12 protein-coding genes are annotated in these 17,963 nt (G+C 58.1%); 9 read left to right on the top strand and 3 right to left on the bottom strand.

Going from position 1 to position 17,963, the window contains the following annotated elements; translation table 11 throughout:
* Positions 1 to 453 precede the first annotated feature (453 nt).
* Together RBB49_RS12810 and RBB49_RS12805 are read left to right on the top strand one after the other, a co-directional pair.
* Positions 454 to 1,476: a T3SS effector HopA1 family protein gene (locus RBB49_RS12810; RefSeq protein ID WP_306143199.1), complete on the top strand. Its 1,023-nt coding sequence runs from the start codon at positions 454 to 456 to the stop codon at positions 1,474 to 1,476.
* A 467-nt stretch (positions 1,477 to 1,943) separates the two neighbouring features.
* Positions 1,944 to 2,597, top strand: a complete 654-nt coding sequence (locus tag RBB49_RS12805) for a hypothetical protein (RefSeq protein ID WP_306143198.1) — start codon at positions 1,944 to 1,946, stop codon at positions 2,595 to 2,597.
* 78 nt (positions 2,598 to 2,675) lie between these two features.
* Here RBB49_RS12805 and RBB49_RS12800 read toward each other — a convergent pair whose 3' ends face one another.
* The 3 genes from RBB49_RS12800 to RBB49_RS12790 form a co-directional block, all read right to left on the bottom strand.
* Positions 2,676 to 5,033 carry a PAS domain-containing sensor histidine kinase gene (locus RBB49_RS12800; protein ID WP_306143197.1) on the bottom strand — a complete coding sequence of 786 codons (2,358 nt, stop codon included), beginning with the start codon at positions 5,031 to 5,033 and terminating at the stop codon, positions 2,676 to 2,678.
* A gap of 157 nt (positions 5,034 to 5,190) precedes the next feature.
* Complete coding sequence (pepN, locus tag RBB49_RS12795; RefSeq protein ID WP_306143196.1) at positions 5,191 to 7,836, bottom strand: aminopeptidase N; 2,646 nt, start codon at positions 7,834 to 7,836, stop codon at positions 5,191 to 5,193.
* The gene (locus RBB49_RS12790) at positions 7,837 to 8,112 is read right to left on the bottom strand and encodes a hypothetical protein (RefSeq protein ID WP_306143195.1); all 276 of its coding nucleotides are present in this window, start codon (positions 8,110 to 8,112) and stop codon (positions 7,837 to 7,839) included.
* A 205-nt stretch (positions 8,113 to 8,317) separates the two neighbouring features.
* Between RBB49_RS12790 and RBB49_RS12785 the strand changes: the two genes are divergently transcribed.
* The 7 genes from RBB49_RS12785 (at position 8,318) to RBB49_RS12755 (ending at position 17,961) form a co-directional block, all read left to right on the top strand.
* A complete protein-coding gene (locus RBB49_RS12785) occupies positions 8,318 to 8,815 on the top strand; it encodes a class I SAM-dependent methyltransferase (protein WP_306143194.1) in 498 nt (165 codons plus the stop codon).
* Positions 8,816 to 8,846: 31 nt separating this feature from the next.
* On the top strand, positions 8,847 to 10,037 hold the full coding sequence (locus RBB49_RS12780) for a CaiB/BaiF CoA-transferase family protein (protein ID WP_306143193.1): 1,191 nt from the start codon (positions 8,847 to 8,849) through the stop codon (positions 10,035 to 10,037).
* A 24-nt stretch (positions 10,038 to 10,061) separates the two neighbouring features.
* The gene (locus tag RBB49_RS12775) at positions 10,062 to 10,658 is read left to right on the top strand and encodes an NUDIX domain-containing protein (RefSeq protein ID WP_306143192.1); all 597 of its coding nucleotides are present in this window, start codon (positions 10,062 to 10,064) and stop codon (positions 10,656 to 10,658) included.
* 133 nt (positions 10,659 to 10,791) lie between these two features.
* Complete coding sequence (locus tag RBB49_RS12770; RefSeq protein ID WP_306143191.1) at positions 10,792 to 12,642, top strand: adenylate/guanylate cyclase domain-containing protein; 1,851 nt, start codon at positions 10,792 to 10,794, stop codon at positions 12,640 to 12,642.
* A gap of 202 nt (positions 12,643 to 12,844) precedes the next feature.
* Positions 12,845 to 14,731: an ABC transporter ATP-binding protein gene (locus RBB49_RS12765; RefSeq protein ID WP_306143190.1), complete on the top strand. Its 1,887-nt coding sequence runs from the start codon at positions 12,845 to 12,847 to the stop codon at positions 14,729 to 14,731.
* Positions 14,728 to 16,614: an ABC transporter substrate-binding protein gene (locus RBB49_RS12760; RefSeq protein ID WP_306143189.1), complete on the top strand. Its 1,887-nt coding sequence runs from the start codon at positions 14,728 to 14,730 to the stop codon at positions 16,612 to 16,614. Before RBB49_RS12765 ends, RBB49_RS12760 begins: the two co-directional genes overlap by 4 nt.
* A 321-nt stretch (positions 16,615 to 16,935) precedes the next feature.
* Positions 16,936 to 17,961 (top strand): ABC transporter permease, encoded by a 1,026-nt coding sequence (locus RBB49_RS12755; RefSeq protein ID WP_306143188.1) that lies wholly within the window; start codon positions 16,936 to 16,938, stop codon positions 17,959 to 17,961.
* The last annotated feature ends 2 nt before the right edge of the window (positions 17,962 to 17,963 follow it).

Below are 17,963 nucleotides of genomic sequence, written 5' to 3'. Positions count from 1 at the left end.
AAGGCGAAATGGGTCCCTTTGGGCTCGCTTGCGTATGCTGACTTGTCATCCCTGCTAAAGCGCAGCGGAAGGCAGGGAACCAGTAACCCCTTGTTTCTCCGGCTTCTTCTAGCCTGAGGCCACACGGCGTACTAGATCCCGGTCTTGCCGCTTACGCGCCAAACCGGGACGACAAATCCGGGAAACAGTCCTTGTCCCAACTTGACGCTGAACGGAATACTGCCTCTTTCTCAATGACATAAGTTCGACAACAAATTCCAAACCGGACAGCAGTGGTGTCAGGCCGGAGTGACAACACGCGAAGAGTTCAAAACCTGCTCAAATCCCGACATTCAGACGGTTCGTCTCAATCCGGAAAGGCGCACCGGCATGCTTGCACTGTAACGCGCGTCACAGGGAAAGCCGCGCCTGCTCCTCCATCTTCAGGTCACGAACTGAACACGGAGCGATCAAATGGGACTTCATCGGAACTTGCAAACCGTAGTTGACTGGACATGGCAAAACCGTGCGGAACTGATGCGCATAGCCGTTGAAAGTACTGATCGACCGAAAGGACTAACGCATCTGTCACAGCAAAACCGCGCGATCGGTAAAATCTACGGGTACATCAGCAGTGAAAACCCCGCAAACCCCGAAGATCGTGTATCCCGGAGTACGATGGACAGCTTCAGAAGAATGCTTAGCAATAAGCTGCAAAACAAACTCCCCGGTGTCACTAGCATAATCCAGAGCCATGAATGGAAAGCAATGAAAAGCGTGAGCGACTTTCCAAATTGGGACGAGTGGATCGGATCATTCATCCACTACCGGACATCACAGCGGGTCCAGTGCAAGGAACGTGTATATATCAACCTGAAGGAAAAGACGCGCGCCAGTGCGTTCACCACGATCCTGAAAAAGATCTGGGACATACCAGGGTTGTACGCTGCGAAGGTCGCCGCGCCAGGTGCAAGAAAGTGCGACACCGTCGTGATTTACTGTGACTCTTCAGAATCGCGGAAAGCAGTCATCGAGGTAGTCAAGAAGCATCAGAGAAGGCGCCAGAGCCATTTTGCTTCAGAATTGCCAAGATTGGTCGCGCCTGATGGACTTGGCATCGGACACGGCGCTGAACCACCGATCGCACATCCAAAACGCGTGACCAGCCAGAGCTTCGAATTAGTTCACGCAAAAGAGGGTCAGAGTTTCGGACTTTATCGGGCAGAACTCATCTTCGTTGCGCTTGAGCGCACGCAGTTTCCGGAGAATATGAACCACGACTGCCGCAGGGCAGGTATGGATCTGCGCAGATTTCAGAACGCCAACCAGAGACACGGAATGCGGCTGGACATCGAAGGCGAGCAGAAAAGAAAGTTAGATGCCGTCGCACAGAGGGCACAGAAGACGGAGTTCGAAGTTCGGGTCGGAGAGGTTTTCCGGCTCGCCGGACTGAACCCAGAGCATCCGGAAACACAGGAAGCCGTGATCGTGAGCTAGGCTCCTGCACCGCCGGTTGCAAATTGAATGAAACAGGAATGACAGGGGTGCCGCTGCTCAGTTGGTATCGTGTTCCGCAACCGGACGCGTGAAACTGAGGGCGGCCCCTTTTCCGCCTTGCAATGAACCCTGGGCGCCCTGCCACGCAGCTCGACCAGCGGGCGGTTGAAAGCCGGGCCCGTCAGTCGTCCGGAATGACGTGACTGCAAAAAACCTAGTTCAAGCCGCGTTTGCCGCATGGGGCAGCAGGTTTCCACCACCACCACTTGTCCTGTGTCTGCAATCTTCGCGTTCCTTGGAAAAGCTTCTGGTGTCTTCTGACGGCTGGCTGTGCCCCCCCGAAATCCAGGAAATTGCCGAAAGGTCACTTTCGCTGTGCCGCGTGTCACACGGAAGGAGCGGCCTCAGTTGCCATGTTTCTTTGTGCAACCGCACCTCAACGAAACACTGGAAACGAGGCAAAGCACATGTATTCAAGAATGGAATTCGAACATGACCTGATGCGCTCCGCCAGGGCCAACTACAATCTTGGCGAACTGCAATTCATGCAAAATCCGCGCGAGCGGGAGGTCTACGAAAGGCTGACAGTCGGTGCGAACGCCACTCTGGCCAGGCTGTCATCGGACATTGCGTGGCGCGTTTATCAGAAGTCTTTCCAGCAGGGCGGCGACATGTTCATGGGCCGCCTTGCGCAGACACGGCAGCTCTATTGGGTGTTCGACCTTGATGGTCAGAACCGGTACAACCTGTCGCCCGGCGGTGCAATCAATGTCCAGAAACTGAAGGACTGGTCGATCCTGATCAACGATTGCTGGGTGCTTGGCGCGGTCCATGCTCACAAGCGCTTCGTACTGGAGACCGATATCAACGGAGCCAACGGCTTCTGGGACGCGAACAACAACAGATATTTTGTAACGGGCCGTGAACTCGTGGGTCTGGAGATGTTCGGGTACCAGATGGAAACAACCCCCGGGACGAACATGACAACGTTTGTTTGCGACTATCAGGGCATGGCCGATCGGGCGAGCCTGACAAGATACTCCAACAAGATGAACGGGTTGAACGGGGGAATGGTCGAGAAAATGCGGCTGTTGAACTGGCTCAAGGGCATCAGGATCTGAAATGATCGCCTGAAAATCGAAGCGTCTTTGCAAGGGGGCGGCGTCGTGACCGCCTCCCGCGCTTGAGAGAAAAGAGCTCTAAGCGCCGATTTCTTCTTCAGCCAGTGGCAGCGTAAAGATGACCGTCGTGCCTTTTTTCACTTCGGAATGAATCGTGAGTTTTCCGCCGTGCAGCTCGACCAGCGAGCGGGCGATGGCGAGGCCGAGACCAGAGCCCTGGTGCGTTTTCGTGAACTGGTTCTCGACCTGAACGAAGGGCTGGGCGAGCCGTTCGATATCGCGCTCCGAAATGCCGATCCCCGTATCCTTGACCTCGAACCTGAGCTTGTCGCCGCGCGGTTCCGCCTTGAGCGTCACCACGCCGCTGTCCGACGTGAACTTGACGGCGTTTGCAAGAAGGTTCAGCAGGATCTGTTTCAGGGCCCGCTTGTCGGCATGAACCATGAGGTCCTGGCCGACATCCGTGCTGACGGATATGTTCTTTTCGGTCGCAGCGCCGGTAACAATCCGGCTGGCGTCCTCGGCGGCCGATGAGGCGCAGACCACTTCGGTATCGATCGACATCCGCCCGGCCTCGATCTTCGACATGTCCAGAATGTCGTTGATCACGTTGAGAAGATAGGTCCCGGAAGAATAGATGTCCTTGCAATAGTCGGAATAACGGTCGGTTCCGATCGGTCCGAACATCTCCTGTGTCATGATGTCGGAGAAACCGATGATCGCATTGAGCGGTGTTCTGAGCTCGTGCGAGATGTTTGCAAGGAATTCCGATTTCGCCTGGTTGGCCGCTTCGGCGCGGGTCTTTTCTTCCTGGTACTTGTCGGCCATCTCGACAAGCTGGCGGGCCTGGAATTCAAGTGTCTGGCGGGACTTCTGCAGGTCCGAAACGGTTGCCTTCAACCGCTTCTCGGACTCCATCAGCTTTTCTTCGTGTTTTTTCAGCGCCGTGATGTCCGTCCCGACGGACACGAAACCGCCGTCCTTGGTCCGCCGCTCTGAAATCTGCAGCCAGCGGCCATCTTCCAGCTGCGCCTCGTAGGATCCTTCCGGAGCGCCACCGCGCTGGTTCACCGTCACCGGTTGCGGTGCGACTTCTGCGTTCGACGCGGCTGCCATCACATCGCCATAAGGCGTTCCGGCCTTGATGACATAGCTCGGCAGGCTGTGCAGCGACTGGTAATTGGAGTTGCAGATCACCAGCTCGTTTTTCGCATTCCAAAGCACGAAGGCCTCGGAGATGGTTTCGATCGCGTCACGAAGGCGCAGATCTGCCATGCGGCTCTGTTCGGCCAGCCGGTGCTGTTCGGTAATGTCGATGCAGATCCCGATCAGGTGCGGTTCGGCACGTCCTGGCTCGGACTGGATTTCGCCGCGCGCACGCAGCCAGATCCAACTGCCGTCGGCATGGCGCATCCTGAAGGTCTCGTCCACCAGCGTTTCGCCGGTTTCAAGCAGGTGCTCCGCAAGGCCAAGCAGGTCGATATCGTCCGGATGGGTGATGTCAGCCACGTCGGCAAAGCTCAGAATGTCGTCTTTCGGCTCACGCCCGAGCAGTTCATAAAGCGACGACGACCAGAACATGCGTCCGCGCGACAGGTCCCAGTCGAACAGCCCACAGCGGCCATGGGTGAGGGCGGTATCGATCCGTCCGCGTGTCGCCGCATACATCTCATCGGCATGTTCGGCCCGCGTTGCCTGGCTGAAAAAGCCATAGATAACGGCAAGCAGAACCAGCGACGTTCCGACAAAGAGCGTGACGTTGGCGGAAAGGTCATCCCTCCAGCTTGCGAACACGGCGCTTTCCGGCTGCAGAACCGCGATCATTCCGAGATTACCGTCGAGATGATGCACTGTTGCCAGGAAGTTTTCGCTTTCGCCGTCAGTTCCCAGAGCGACCGGAATTGTCAGTACGCCGGCTCGGGCTCCGAAAACGGTGAGGGGCTGAGACGGGCTCAGAAGGGTCGTGATCGGCTTGCCCTCAAGTGCCGGATGCGCCGGAGCCGTCGCAGCGATCGTTCCGCGCTTGTCAGCAATGAGAAAGACCCGGGACTTGCCGGTAGCGCCTGCGGGAAGACTGTCCGCCAGCGCGCGTTTCAATGTGGTCCGGAAGCCGTTGACCGGAAGCGTGTCCTGGACGGCGTTCAGCCGGATCGCCACCACCGAAGCCATCAGGCTAAGCGTCGTTTGAGCGGATTTCTCGGTTTCCGTATGGCTCGATACCAGCTCGCCGGCGCGGAAAAGAGCAAGCACGATGATGAAGATGATGGCCAGGCCGGGAATGATGCGGCGTATGATCGTGTCGGACGTGACGATCACATTGCGCAGGGCTGCCAGGGCTGACTTGAGCTGCGGGCGCGTCTCGCCTGAACTCTTTTCAGCGTTCGAATCCTTTTCGTGGCCACGCGTGGATGCGTCGCCAGTCAGTGCTCGCGCCATGGAAAGTGTGCCTCAAAATCCGCCGCATCGGAGAGTGCTCCGAATCACTTCCATTTGAATCAAATATGCGGTTCTTGTCCAGTCCCTTCCAAGAAGAAAATGGTTAACGCCTTCGCAGAGTCGGGGCGGTTTTGTTAACTTTTTCCAGTATTGTGTACTATTGCAACGTCCTGTCGATGATATCCCTGCTATCCCTCGATAGTTCTTCGCATGACGAAATCTTCAAGAGCGCAGACTCTGCCAGTGCACAACGCACCGACTCCAACGCCCTCCACGAACGGAAGCTGGTCAAAAGCCGCGATGCGACCTGCGGATTGCGTTTGTCTATTTCCAGAACCGACTCGACGATAAATTCGAAACCCGCGCCATCTATCCGTGCGAACTGTGTCGGATTGCCTGTTGCGAAGGATTGCAGCAGGGCGCGCACCCTGTTGGGATTGCTTTCCTCGAACAGGGAGCCCGACTTAAGTGATTGCACATGCTCGAGAGTATCCGGTCCGGGCGCGGTCGCCTGGACCATGAACCATTTGTCCATGGCCAGCGAATTGTCTTCATGACGCACGCGATAGGCATCCAGCGCCTTATCCCTGTCTGGCATCTCGTCGTGCGTGAGCAGGGTCAGACAGCCGATGCGGTCTGTCATGTTGTCCGCACCGTCGAAGCGCTCCCAGACGATTTCGGACGCATCGTCTGCACCAGAGACCGCGTAATAGTGAAGAGCCCGATTGGACAATGCGCGTTTTCCGGCCGTTTGTGCATCGGGCGAATAGGCTCCGGACGGCATGAAGTCGTTGAGCGCGGCGGACAGCGCAGCGCGGTGCCGCACCGCAATTTCTGTGCGCAGTCTCTGTCGTGCAGCGTGAATGGCGTCCGGGTCGACATCCTTGCCAACCTCCTGCGCAATATCGGCCTCGCTTGGCAACGTGAGCGCGAGTGCCTTGAGGGCCGGATCAAGCTCCGCGTCCTGGAGTACCCTGCCGAAGACCTCGACAACGCTGTGCGACGGGTCAAGCGTTTCGTTGCTCCTGGCACGTTGCGTCAACCTGAGCAGTTCCTGCATTGCAAGTGTCTGCACGGCCTGCCAGCGATTGAAGGGATCGCTGTCTCTTGCCGCCAGAAGTTTCAAGTCGTCTTCGCTTTGGGTCTGATCGAGCCGAACCGGAGCTGAAAACCCGCGCAACAGCGATAACACGGGCTTGGACGCAACGCCTGAGAACGTGACTTTCTGCCGGGCTTTTTCCATCAGCATCACGTCGCCGGCAATCTCAATGCCGTCCACCCTGGCAGCAATCATGTCGTTGCCGTCGGCACCGACCAGACCGAAACGCAGGGGTATAAGGGCGGGTTTGCTGGTTTTCTGTCCTGGAACCGGTGGGATTTCCTGCGCAAGGTCGACAGTGAAGGTCTGGCGCTCGGGATCGTGCCGTGTCTTGACGGATATCACCGGCGTTCCCGCCTGTTCGTACCAGCGCGCGAACTGGGAAAGGTCGGTCTCCGTCGCATCCTCGAAACAGGCCAGAAACGCTTCGATGGTTGTCGCGTCGCCATCATGCCTTTCAAAATAGAGATCCAGCCCCTTTCTGAAATCCGCCGCGCCGAGAACCGTCTTGAGCATGCGGACCACTTCCGCACCCTTTTCGTAGACGGTTGCCGTATAGAAGTTGTTGATTTCGTGATAGGCGCGTGGCCTGACAGGGTGTGCCAACGGCCCCGCATCCTCGGGAAACTGATGTGATTTCAGAAGTCTGACATCGGCGATCCGCTTGACCGGACGCGAACGCATGTCCGAGGTGAATTCCTGGTCCCGGAAGACCGTCAACCCTTCCTTGAGGCAGAGCTGAAACCAGTCGCGGCACGTGATCCGGTTTCCGGTCCAGTTGTGAAAGTATTCGTGGGCGATGACCGCTTCGATGTTGGCATAGTCCTGGTCTGTCGCTGTTTCCGGGTCAGCCAGAACATACTTGTCGTTGAAGATGTTGAGGCCCTTGTTTTCCATCGCGCCCATGTTGAAATCGGACACGGCAACGATGTTGAACACCTCAAGGTCGTATTCCAGGCCGAAGGTTTCTTCATCCCATCTCATGGAGCGCTTGAGGGAATCCATGGCCCAGGCACACATCGCTTCATTGCCGTGTTCGACGAAGATGTTGAGCTCGACCAAGGCGCCTGACATCGTCTCGAAGCTGTCCTGCACGCGGGCAAGATCGCCCGCGACAAGCGCAAACAGGTAGGCCGGTTTCGGATGTGGATCGTGCCACACGCAGAAATGACGGTCGGAATTGTCAATATCGCCGGCCTCTACCGGATTGCCGTTGGCAAGCAGGATGGGACAATCCGTTCTGGAAGCTTCGATACGGGTCGTATAGACCGCAAGCACATCGGGGCGGTCCAGAAAATAGGTGATCCGCCGGAAGCCTTCCGCCTCGCACTGGGTGCAATAAGTGCCGGACGATCTGTAGAGACCCATCAGTTGCGTATTCGCATCCGGATTGATGGTTGTCGTGACCGAGAGTTCAAAAGGCTCCGCAGGCGGGCTGAACAGCTCAAGTCTCTCCGGCGTGACCGAATAGGCGTCTTCCTCCAGCGTTTCGCCGTTCAGGGCAAGGCCGCGCAGTGTCAGGTCGTCCCCGTCCAGAACAAATGGTGTCCCGGTTGCGGTGCCTTCGGCGGGAGTAACCGAGACAACAGAGACTATTTCTGTTTCGCTCGGATGAAGACGGATGGTCAGGTGAACCGTGTCGATGCGATAGGCGGGCGGTTGATAATCTTCCAGCCGTATTGCCGGCGCCGATTCTGAACGCATTCAGGTCTCCAGAACTTGTTTTTCTTTAGGGTACGGACTCATAAATGAAGTCAATTTGGTTTGGATCGTTTTGACCAACTGCAAGGAGCGAAAGCACAGGAAATGTGGTTCATTTTCAAGCCTTTCGCGACGTGGCAGACGGCCAAAACGGCCAAATCCGAAGGACGGCAAAATGGCTGTATCTCGCAGCGTCACCGCGCTTGACCGGGCATAAAGCCCGCTCTGCACACGCTTCCTCCCGAGGTTTTGCCATTTCTGCCGCCAAATCGGCGTCATTTATGAGTCCGTACCCTAGTGTTTGCGGACCGGGAGTCGCGCCCAAGGTCCTTTGGCCTACGCGTTACCATGATCGCGGATTATGGCAAAGTGCTGTTTCAGCTTCTCGGCACGCACGTTTGTGCCGCAAGCCGGCGCGTGGCTTTTGACCTCCGGCTCCCGTTTGACTATGTGAGGGGCCACATGAGTCACAGGGATATGTTTTATGAGTCGTCTGGACAGCTTTATCCGCCGCATGACATCGCAGAAAATCTTGCTGGAACACCTCGTCGACAAGGTGAATGCGGTCGAGGGACCGGTCCTGGAGCTGGGGCTTGGCAATGGCCGCACATATGATCACCTTCGCGAAATCTATCCGGATAAGGAGATCTTTGTCTTCGATTTCGCGATGAACTGCCATCCGAGTTGCGCGCCCGATGCCGATCACATGATCCTGGGCGACATCCGTGACACGCTGGCCTTTTGCGGCCCGCGTGTCGGCGCCAGGGCCTCCTTTGCCCATATCGACATCGGATCCGCAGATCCGACCAATGATCTGGCCATTGTCAGTTGGTTGGAACCACTGATCGATCAACGGATGGCGGTCGGCGGCTACATTCTGACGGCACTCCAGCTCAATCTGGCAAATTTCGAAATCCTGGAAAAACCGGATGGCATTCATCCGGGCCGGTATCATATCTACCGCAAGACCGCAGAAGCCTGAGACCCTCTCAAGAACCCCGGGAATTGAACCAATGTCAGCGCCCCTTGAAGGCATAAAGGTTGTCGAACTCGCCAGAATCCTGGCAGGTCCCTGGACAGGCCAGACACTCGCGGATCTTGGAGCGGATGTCGTCAAGGTGGAGAGCCCGCAGGGTGACGACACACGCGGGTGGGGACCTCCTTTCGTCAAGGACGAGGAAGGCACTGAGCGCGATGCGGCGTATTTCCACGCCTGCAATCGCGGCAAACGGTCGATTGTCGCTGACTTTCGGACCCCGGAGGGACAGGAGACGGTCAGGCGGCTCGTCGCCGGAGCCGATGTCCTGATCGAGAATTTCAAGGTCGGTGGCCTCAAGAAATACGGGCTCGACCACGACAGCCTCAAAAAGGTCAATCCGAAGCTGATCTACTGTTCCATAACCGGTTTTGGACAGGACGGTCCCTATGCCCACCGCGCCGGTTATGACTTCATGATCCAGGGCATGGGCGGCATCATGGATCTGACCGGAGAACCGGAAGGCGCCCCGCAGAAAATCGGGGTCGCGTTTGCAGATATCTTCACCGGGCTTTACGGCGTGATCGGTATCCTCTCCGCCCTGCGCCGGCGGGACAAGACAGGGGAAGGCGAGTGGGTCGACATGGCTTTGCTCGATGCCCAGGTTGCCGTTCTTGCCAATCAGGCGCTCAACTATTTCGTCTCCGGCAAGGCCCCCAGACGCCTCGGCAACGCCCATCCGAATATCGTGCCTTATCAGGTCTTTCCCGCGAGTGACGGTCATCTGATCATTGCTGTCGGCAATGATGGACAGTTCAAGCGGTTGTGCGGGGTTTTGGGTGTGCCCGAACTTGCCGGTCTGCCGAAATTCGCGACCAATGCCGCCCGTGTTGCCGCGAGGACCGAACTTGTGCCCCTGATCAGCGCGGAAACCTCTATCCGTGCCAGGGACGATCTGCTGGCCGCGCTCGAACTGGAGGGCGTTCCGGCTGGGCCGATCAACTCCGTTGCGGATGTGTTTGACGATCAGCAGGTCGGTCATCGGCAACTGAAGGTCGATCTGCCCGCTGATGGCGTTGAAGGCGGCAGTGTCCCGTCCGTTCGCACGCCGATCGCGTTCGCGAACGGCAATCTGGTGCTTGAACGCGCAGCGCCGTCTCTGGGCGAACACACGCTGGAAATATTGAGCGAACTCGGACTTGCACCCGACAGCACGTCCGAAACCTGAGCATGTTTATTTGAGGACGTCCCTTTGCCGAACGATACCGATTATTTGCGTTTCATCGATCAGACGCTTCTGTCCGACAACTGGGGCAGGCTGACCCGCTACAGGTTCGATTACCGCCGCAGCGACGGTTCCTGGCAGGAGCAGATCCGCGAAGCCTATGATCGCGGCAACGGGGTAACCTGCCTGCTTCACGATCCGGACACGGACTGTGTTCTCCTGACGCGCCAGTTCCGTCTGCCGGTGCTGCTGAACGGCAAGGACCCTTTTCTCATCGAAACGCCTGCCGGACTGCTGGAAGGCGCAAACCCGGAAGAGCGCATGCGGTCCGAACTTGTCGAGGAAACCGGATACGAGGTGTCTGCGCTCGAACATCTGTTTGATGTGCACATGAGTCCGGGTTCGGTGACCGAATACCTTTCATTCTACAAGGGCACCTATCATCCGAACAACAAGGTCTCGGAAGGCGGCGGCGAAGAGAGCGAGGGTGAGGACATCGAGGTGCTGCACGTTCCGCTGAAGGAAGCGCTGGCGATGATCCGCAACGGTGAGATCAGCGACGCGAAGACGATCCTTTTGCTTCAGGAACTCGCATTGCGGCAATTCACCGGCCAATCCGGGTAACGCCGGAATGGTGCCAAAGGAAGGTCGATTCTGTCTTCGCCTTAATTTGACGCAAACAGTCTGGCAGGTAAGCTACTGAAAGCAACGAGAGGATGAGCGCCGGATGGCCGACGGCAAGCGCCAGGATCGACGGATGAAGCTCCCGCTGACTTCCATTGTCGGCATGGGCTTCGGCGCGTTCGTGGCCCTGGCCATCGGTCTGGTGCTCGGACTTTCGGTCAGCGCCAATTTCAGCAACACCTTTTCCCTTCTCAACGACAAGACGATCCTGAGTACGGATGCGCTGGAATCGCAACTGCGGACGCATTTCACGTCCGTCGAAAATGCCGTGGTCGGACTGAAACCCTATTTTGACGACGGCACCCTGCGCATCGACGATCCAGATCGGACACTGGAAGACCTGTCCATCGCACTGAAGTCGAACAGCGACGTGACCACGCTTGCTGTGACTGCGCCCGACGGAAGACGGCTTGGCATCTACCGTGCGCCATCGGGAAAACTCTGGCGGATCGAGACCGACGTGCCGACGCCGGGGATGACACCGGCCAGCCTGCCAATGCTTGAACCGGGCAGCCCACCGACCTGGGGAGCGCTCGTCGAACATGAAGTCGGCCTTTTTGCGAACGTGTCCGTACCGCTGGTGAGGGACGGTGTCTTGATCGGCACGCTGACGGCCGCGAGTTCGATGGAAGATCTCTCACACATCGTCAGGGCACAGGACGAAGGGCAAGACAACACGGTATTCATCCTTGACGGGTCCGGCCGGGTCATCATGCATTCGGATGCCGATCGTCTGCAGACCGGTGGTGCGATTGAGAACAAGCTGCCCGCGGCCTGGCAGAAGATCGGTGATCCGGTGCTGGAAGCCATGGCAGGCGAACAGCCGATAGAAGAGTTTCAGAAAGCCGCAGAGCTTGGCATCGATGTGTCTTTCGTCGAGGCGGAAGACGAAGAATACATCATGATGAAGGCATCGCTGGACGGGTTCAGCGACCAGCCATGGACAATCGGACAGTACTACCAGAGCGCAACCGTGTCCCGTGAGGTCCGCAGGCTGGCCGGCTCGATGTTCGTCGGTTTCGGAGCCCTGGTAATCTCGGTCTTGATCGCATTCTGGCTTGGCCGCAGGGTCGCGAGGCCGTTGCGCAATCTGGCGGTGCAGTCCGAACGGGTTGGAAGCCTGTCGCTGAACGAAGTCGAACCGATGCCGCGCAGCAGGGTTGCCGAGATTGATCAGGTGGCACTCGCATTCAACTCCATGGTCGAGGGGCTGAAGGCGATGAACACCTACGTGCCGCGATCCCTGTTCATCAAGCTGATGCGGTTGGGTGGCGGCGAGGCAGCGCAGGCCCGCGAGGCGGAACTGACCATTCTTTTCACCGACATTGTCGGCTTCACGGCCTTGTCCGAACATTTGAGCGCGGAAGAAACCGCCCGGATACTAAATGATCACTTTGCGATACTGGTCGAAGCCGTGGAGTCGGAAGGGGGCACAGTCGACAAGTTTCTCGGGGACGGCATGCTCGCGTTCTGGGGTGCACCCGATGAACGTCCCGATCATGCCGAAGCCGCCGTCAGGACCGCAAGGCGCATTGCCCAGGCATTGAAGGAATCCAACCAGCGCTGCCGGTCCGAGGGCCGTCCGGTTATCAAGACCAGGATAGGCATCCACACGGGTCCCGCCGTTGTCGGCAATGTCGGCGCGCTCGACCGGTGGAACTATACCGTCGTCGGAGATACCGTGAATGCGGCGGAACGGCTGCAAACGCTTGGCAAGGAAGTCGACGGCGACCCGGAGTTGACGATACTTGCGAGCGCCGACACGGTCGCAAGGTTGCCGCGCGAACACAACAAGCGCCCCGTTGGCGCGCATCATCTGCGGGGACGCAGCGGATTGATGGAGGTCTACTGGATAGATCCCTATCCGGAGGCCGCTGCAGATCCGTCAGGCAAAGAAAAGCTTCCCGTTTCGGCAGCCGAGTAATGGCATCAAATCAGGTGTGTCTTCAGCACTTGCTCGCAAGATTCTGAAAAAAAGACAGGATTCTGATCAAAGTGATGAATATCGCTGCGCATTTGCCTGCATTTCTGCATTGCTAATCGACGGCGAATTTGGTTGTCTTGCTGATGCAAAGAAGGCTTATTAAGGCTCTTGCAGACAATCCTTGCCGGGGAGGAAATGCGCGGTGAATGTTCTCTCGATCGAGGGACTGACGGTTGATTTTGATACGGCTGAAGGCCGTGTTCGGGCAGTTGACGACGTTTCCTTTGTCGTTCCCGAAAACCGAACGGTCGCGCTTGTTGGCGAATCCGGCTCCGGCAAGACGGTAATTTCCCAGACAATCATGGGCCTGCTGCCCCAGGCAGCTTCGATAACCTCCGGCAAGGTGATCCTCGCCGACCCGACCGGCGCCGAACCGCCGGTGGACATTGCCGGGCTTGAACGCAAGGGCCCGGAGATGAGGCATCTGCGCGGCAACCGCGTCGCGATCATCTTCCAGGAACCCATGACATCGCTGTCCCCGCTGCACACGATCGGCGACCAGATCGGCGAGGCTGCGCTGCTGCACAGAAATGTGTCCGGGGCCGAGGCGCGCGAACTGACCTCAGAAATGCTGCGGCTGGTCCAGTTTCCCGATCCTGCCCGGGCGCTGGATACATATCCATTCGAACTGTCAGGCGGTCTTCGCCAGCGCGCAATGATCGCGATGGCGATGATCTGCCATCCGGCTCTCCTGATCGCCGATGAACCGACAACAGCGTTGGACGTGACGATCCAGGCCGAAATCCTCAAACTTATTCGCGAGGTACAGTCCGAGCTGCGCATGTCGGTCCTCATGATCACGCACGATTTCGGCGTGGTTGCGAACATGGCCGACGAAATTGCCGTCATCTACCACGGCCGGATCATGGAAAAGGGGACGGCCGAGCAGCTGTTTTCAGATCCGCAGCACGACTACCTGAAAGCGCTTCTGAACGCGGTGCCGAGTTTCCACATGGACAAGGACGAGCGTCTTGTTCCCATACGTCCGATCGAGCTCAAGTCGGAAGACCTGACCAGCAACCGGCCGCATTGCGACGTGGAGCCGGGTGAGCCGCTTGTCGAGATGCGCAACGTCACCAAGCGGTTTTCGCTGCGCAAGGGCTCTCTCCTGAGTACCAAGACCAAGACGATGACCGCGCTGGATAACATCAGTCTGACGATCCGCCGGGGAGAATGCCTCGGGCTGGTCGGCGAGTCCGGTTCCGGCAAGACCACTGCGGCGAAAGCCATCTTGCGCGCGCTTCCCATCGAAGGCGGAGAGGTGCTCTACAATCGCGGCAACGGACTGGAGGACGTCGCCAACCTGAAGGGCGCGGATCTCATGGATTACCGCCGCCGGGTTCAGCTTATTTTCCAGGACCCGTTTTCATCGCTCAATCCGCGGATGACCATCAACGACACGCTGCTCGAGCCGTTTGAAGTGCACGGGATCGGAACGCAGCAGGAGCGCGCGGAACGCGTGCGCAACCTGATGAGCCTGGTCGGTCTCGACCCCAGGTTCCTGCGCCGCTATCCGCATTCCTTCTCCGGTGGGCAGAGGCAGCGCATCGGCATCGCGCGGGCGCTTGCGCTCAATCCCGAATTCATCCTGTGCGACGAGCCGACTTCTGCGCTGGACGTCTCGGTGCAGGCGCAGATTCTGAATCTGCTTCAGGATCTCAAGCGCGATCTCAACCTGACTTACCTCTTCGTCAGCCATAACCTTGCCGTTGTCGATTACGTCGCCGATCGCATCGCGGTCATGTGCCGTGGCCGTCTTGTGGAGATGGGAGAAACGCGCACTGTCGTCAGTAACCCGCTTCATCCTTACACGAAGGCACTCTTGTCGGCCGTTCCGGAACCGGATCTGTCGACGCCTTTGGATTTCGCCGCGCTCGACGCCAACAGGGCAAGCGAGCCGCACTTGTGGCCGGACCCGTTCCGGATTTCCGACGGCACTGTGCCGTCTCTGGTGGAAATGGAGCCAGATCATTTTGTTTGCGCACCCGGACTGAAGAATCCCGGGGCACTTGAGGGGACTGCAGCATGAAGTTTGTACATCTGAAAAGAGCGGGGTTGCTGTTAGGGGCAGCCTTGTTCACAACGCCGCTGGCGGCGCTGGAATTGAAGGAGACGCCCGGCCTCGACCCGTCGCTTCCGCCGATCGCCGAGCGCATACCGTCCGAACCGCTGATTGTCGACCTGGAAGCCAAGGGCCGTGAAGTCGGCAAGCACGGTGGATCGCTCGATACGCTGATCGGCCGGGCAAAGGACGTGCGCCTCATCAATGTCTGGGGATATTCGCGTCTGGTCGGCTACAACGACAAACTTGAGCTGGTTCCCGACATTCTCGCGGCCGTTGACGTTGAAGACGGCAGGATCTTCACGCTGCATACACGGGAAGGCCACAAATGGTCCGATGGCGATCCCTTCGACGCAGAGGATATCCGCTATTACTTCGAAGATATCGTCAGCGACGAAAATCTGACGCCTTCGGGCCTGCCGCCGTTTCTCCTGGTGAACGGAAAGGGACCGAAATTCGAGGTGCTCGACGACACGACTGTCCGCTTCACCTGGGACGAGCCGAACCCGCTGTTCCTGCCAGAACTGGCAAAATCCCGTCCGCCATTTATCTACCGGCCGTCGCACTACCTGCGGCAGTTCCACGAGAAGTACGGCGACCCGGATTTCATCGCCAAGGAAGCGGAAAAGGTGAAGGCGCGCAGCTGGGCACCGCTGCACAACAAGAAAGACGACATGTACAACGCGCGCAATGTCGATCTTCCGACACTGCAGCCCTGGGTTCGCAAGCGCGACGACAGCGATCTGCGGTTCATTCTGGAACGCAATCCCTACTATCACCGCGTCGACAGCACAGGTCAGCAGCTTCCCTATATCGACGAGGTCATCATGACTGTCGCCGACGGGAAACTGATCCCGGCCAAGGCACAGGCCGGGGAAAGCAATCTTCAGGCGCGGAACCTGAGTTTCGCCGATATCACCGTCCTCAAGAAGGGCGAAAAGCAGAACGACTACAAGACGGCGCTCTGGTCCAACAGCAAGGGATCTGAAATTGCCATCAAGCCGAATCTGACCGTGAAAGACCCGGTCTGGCGCGAACTCCTGCGCGACTCGCGTTTCCGGCATGCACTGTCGCTCGGAATTGACCGGGTTCTGCTCAATCGTGTGCTGTTCTTCGGCCTCGGCACACCCGGCAACGACACGGTTCTGGCCGCAAGTCCGCTGTACAAGCCCGAGCTTACGAGCAAGTGGGCCGGCTACGATCCGGAAAAGGCGAACGCGCTTCTGGACGAGATCGGCCTGACCGAGCGCGACGATGACGGCATCAGACTGCTTCCCGATGGCCGTCCGCTCGAGATCATCGTGGAGACTGCCGGTGAAGCGCAGGTTCAGGAAGATGCCCTTGAGCTTGTCAGTGAGATGTGGGCCGAGATCGGCGTCAAGCTGTTCGCGAAGCCAAGCCAGCGCGACAACATGCGCGAGCGCGCCATCGCAGGTGATCTCCTGATGTCTGTCTGGTGGGGCTTCGAAAACGGCATTCCCACCTCGGAAATGCCACCTTCAGACTATGTTCCCGTCCGCGGTGACGAGTTGTCGTGGCACTCCTGGGGCGACTATTACGAAACCCGGGGCGAGGGCGGCGAAAAGCCCGACTGGCCGCCGGCCGAGCGCTTGATGGAACTCTACCGGTCCTGGCTCGTGTCGAAGACACCGGAAGAGCGCACCAAGATCTGGGACGAGATTCTTCAGATCCATGCCGAGGAAACCATCCATATCGGTCTGGTGTCCGGCGTCCGTCAGCCGGTTGTGATCAAGGGTGTCAAGAATGTTCCGCTTGAGGGCATCTATGGCTGGGATCCGGGTGCTCATTTCGGCATCCACCGGATGGATGAGTTCTATTTGAGCGAATAGGCCGTCTTGCTGTGGCCTGCAAGGACGCGCGGCAGATCGAAATTGTTCAATCGGGCACTGATCGATTTGCCGTGCGGACGTTTATCCGCAGGTGTTGACTTGCCAGAACGCGGGAAGACGTGGTGAGCTTGCGGGAAAGGTGAACCGGCGCGTTCGGTTTGCTTGCGTCATGGACGTGAATGAAACGGGATGTGAAGGGGCAGGCAACCGGTTTGATGTGCCGGGTCAGCCAGGGAGCTCCAAACAGGAAGTCACTGACAAGTGCACGCTCAGCGCTCTTGCCGGTGTTGCGGCGATCGTGTCGGGGTAAGGGGAGTATAGGTGCTCTATTACATTATTCGTCGGGTTTTCATGATGGTCCCCACCTTGCTGGTGATCAGTTTTCTGACTTTTTTCATCATCGAACTTCCTGCCGGTGACTATATCTCCAACCAGATCGCTGCTCTGAAGTCCTCCGGCGAGCAGTCCTCGGTTGCCAAGCTGGAATTCCTGCGCAAGGAGTTCTCGCTCGACCGGCCCTTTTTCGAGCGTTACCTGATCTGGATCGGCCTCTGGCCCGGTCCGCACGGCTTCGACGGCCTGATTCAGGGGAACTGGGGCTGGTCCTTCGAGTTCGACAAACCGGTTGAACAGGTCGTCGGGCCGACGCTTCCGCTGACGATCGTGCTCAATTTTGCGACCATACTGTTTGTCTACGTGGTCTCGTTTCCGATCGGCATCTATTCGGCGACGCGGCAATATTCCTGGGGCGACTACGGTTTCACGTTCCTGGGATATATCGGACTGGCAACACCGAACTTCCTGCTCGCGCTGATCCTGCTCTATCTCTTCAATCAATGGTTCGGTCTGTCAGTTGGCGGCCTGATGGCGCCGGAGTACATCGACCAGCCCTGGAGCTTCGACAAGGCCATGTCGGTGCTCGCCCACCTGATCGTTCCGACCATCGTGATCGGGACCTCCGGCACGGCCGCCATGATCCGGCGATTACGGGCGAACCTGCTCGACGAGCTGCACAAGCAATATGTCACGACGGGCCGCGCCAAGGGGCTGAAGGAAAACCAGCTTCTGATCAAATATCCGCTGCGCATGGCGATCAACCCCTTCATCGCCGACATCGGCAACCTGATCCCATCGATGGTTTCCGGCTCGGTCATCGTGTCCGTCGTGATGAGCCTGCCCACCGTCGGTCCGATCCTTCTCTCGGCGCTGCAGTCGCAGGATCAGTTTCTGTCGGGCTTTATCCTTCTGTTCGTGGCGGTCCTGACACTGATCGGGATGCTGATATCAGATCTGCTGCTCGCGGTTCTTGATCCGCGCATTCGTCTTGGCGGGAGGGCGTCATCGTGAGC

The organism is Roseibium sp. MMSF_3412 (assembly GCF_030733265.1).
GTDB lineage: Bacteria > Pseudomonadota > Alphaproteobacteria > Rhizobiales > Stappiaceae > Roseibium.
This window is presented reverse-complemented; position numbering and strand designations above follow the sequence as displayed.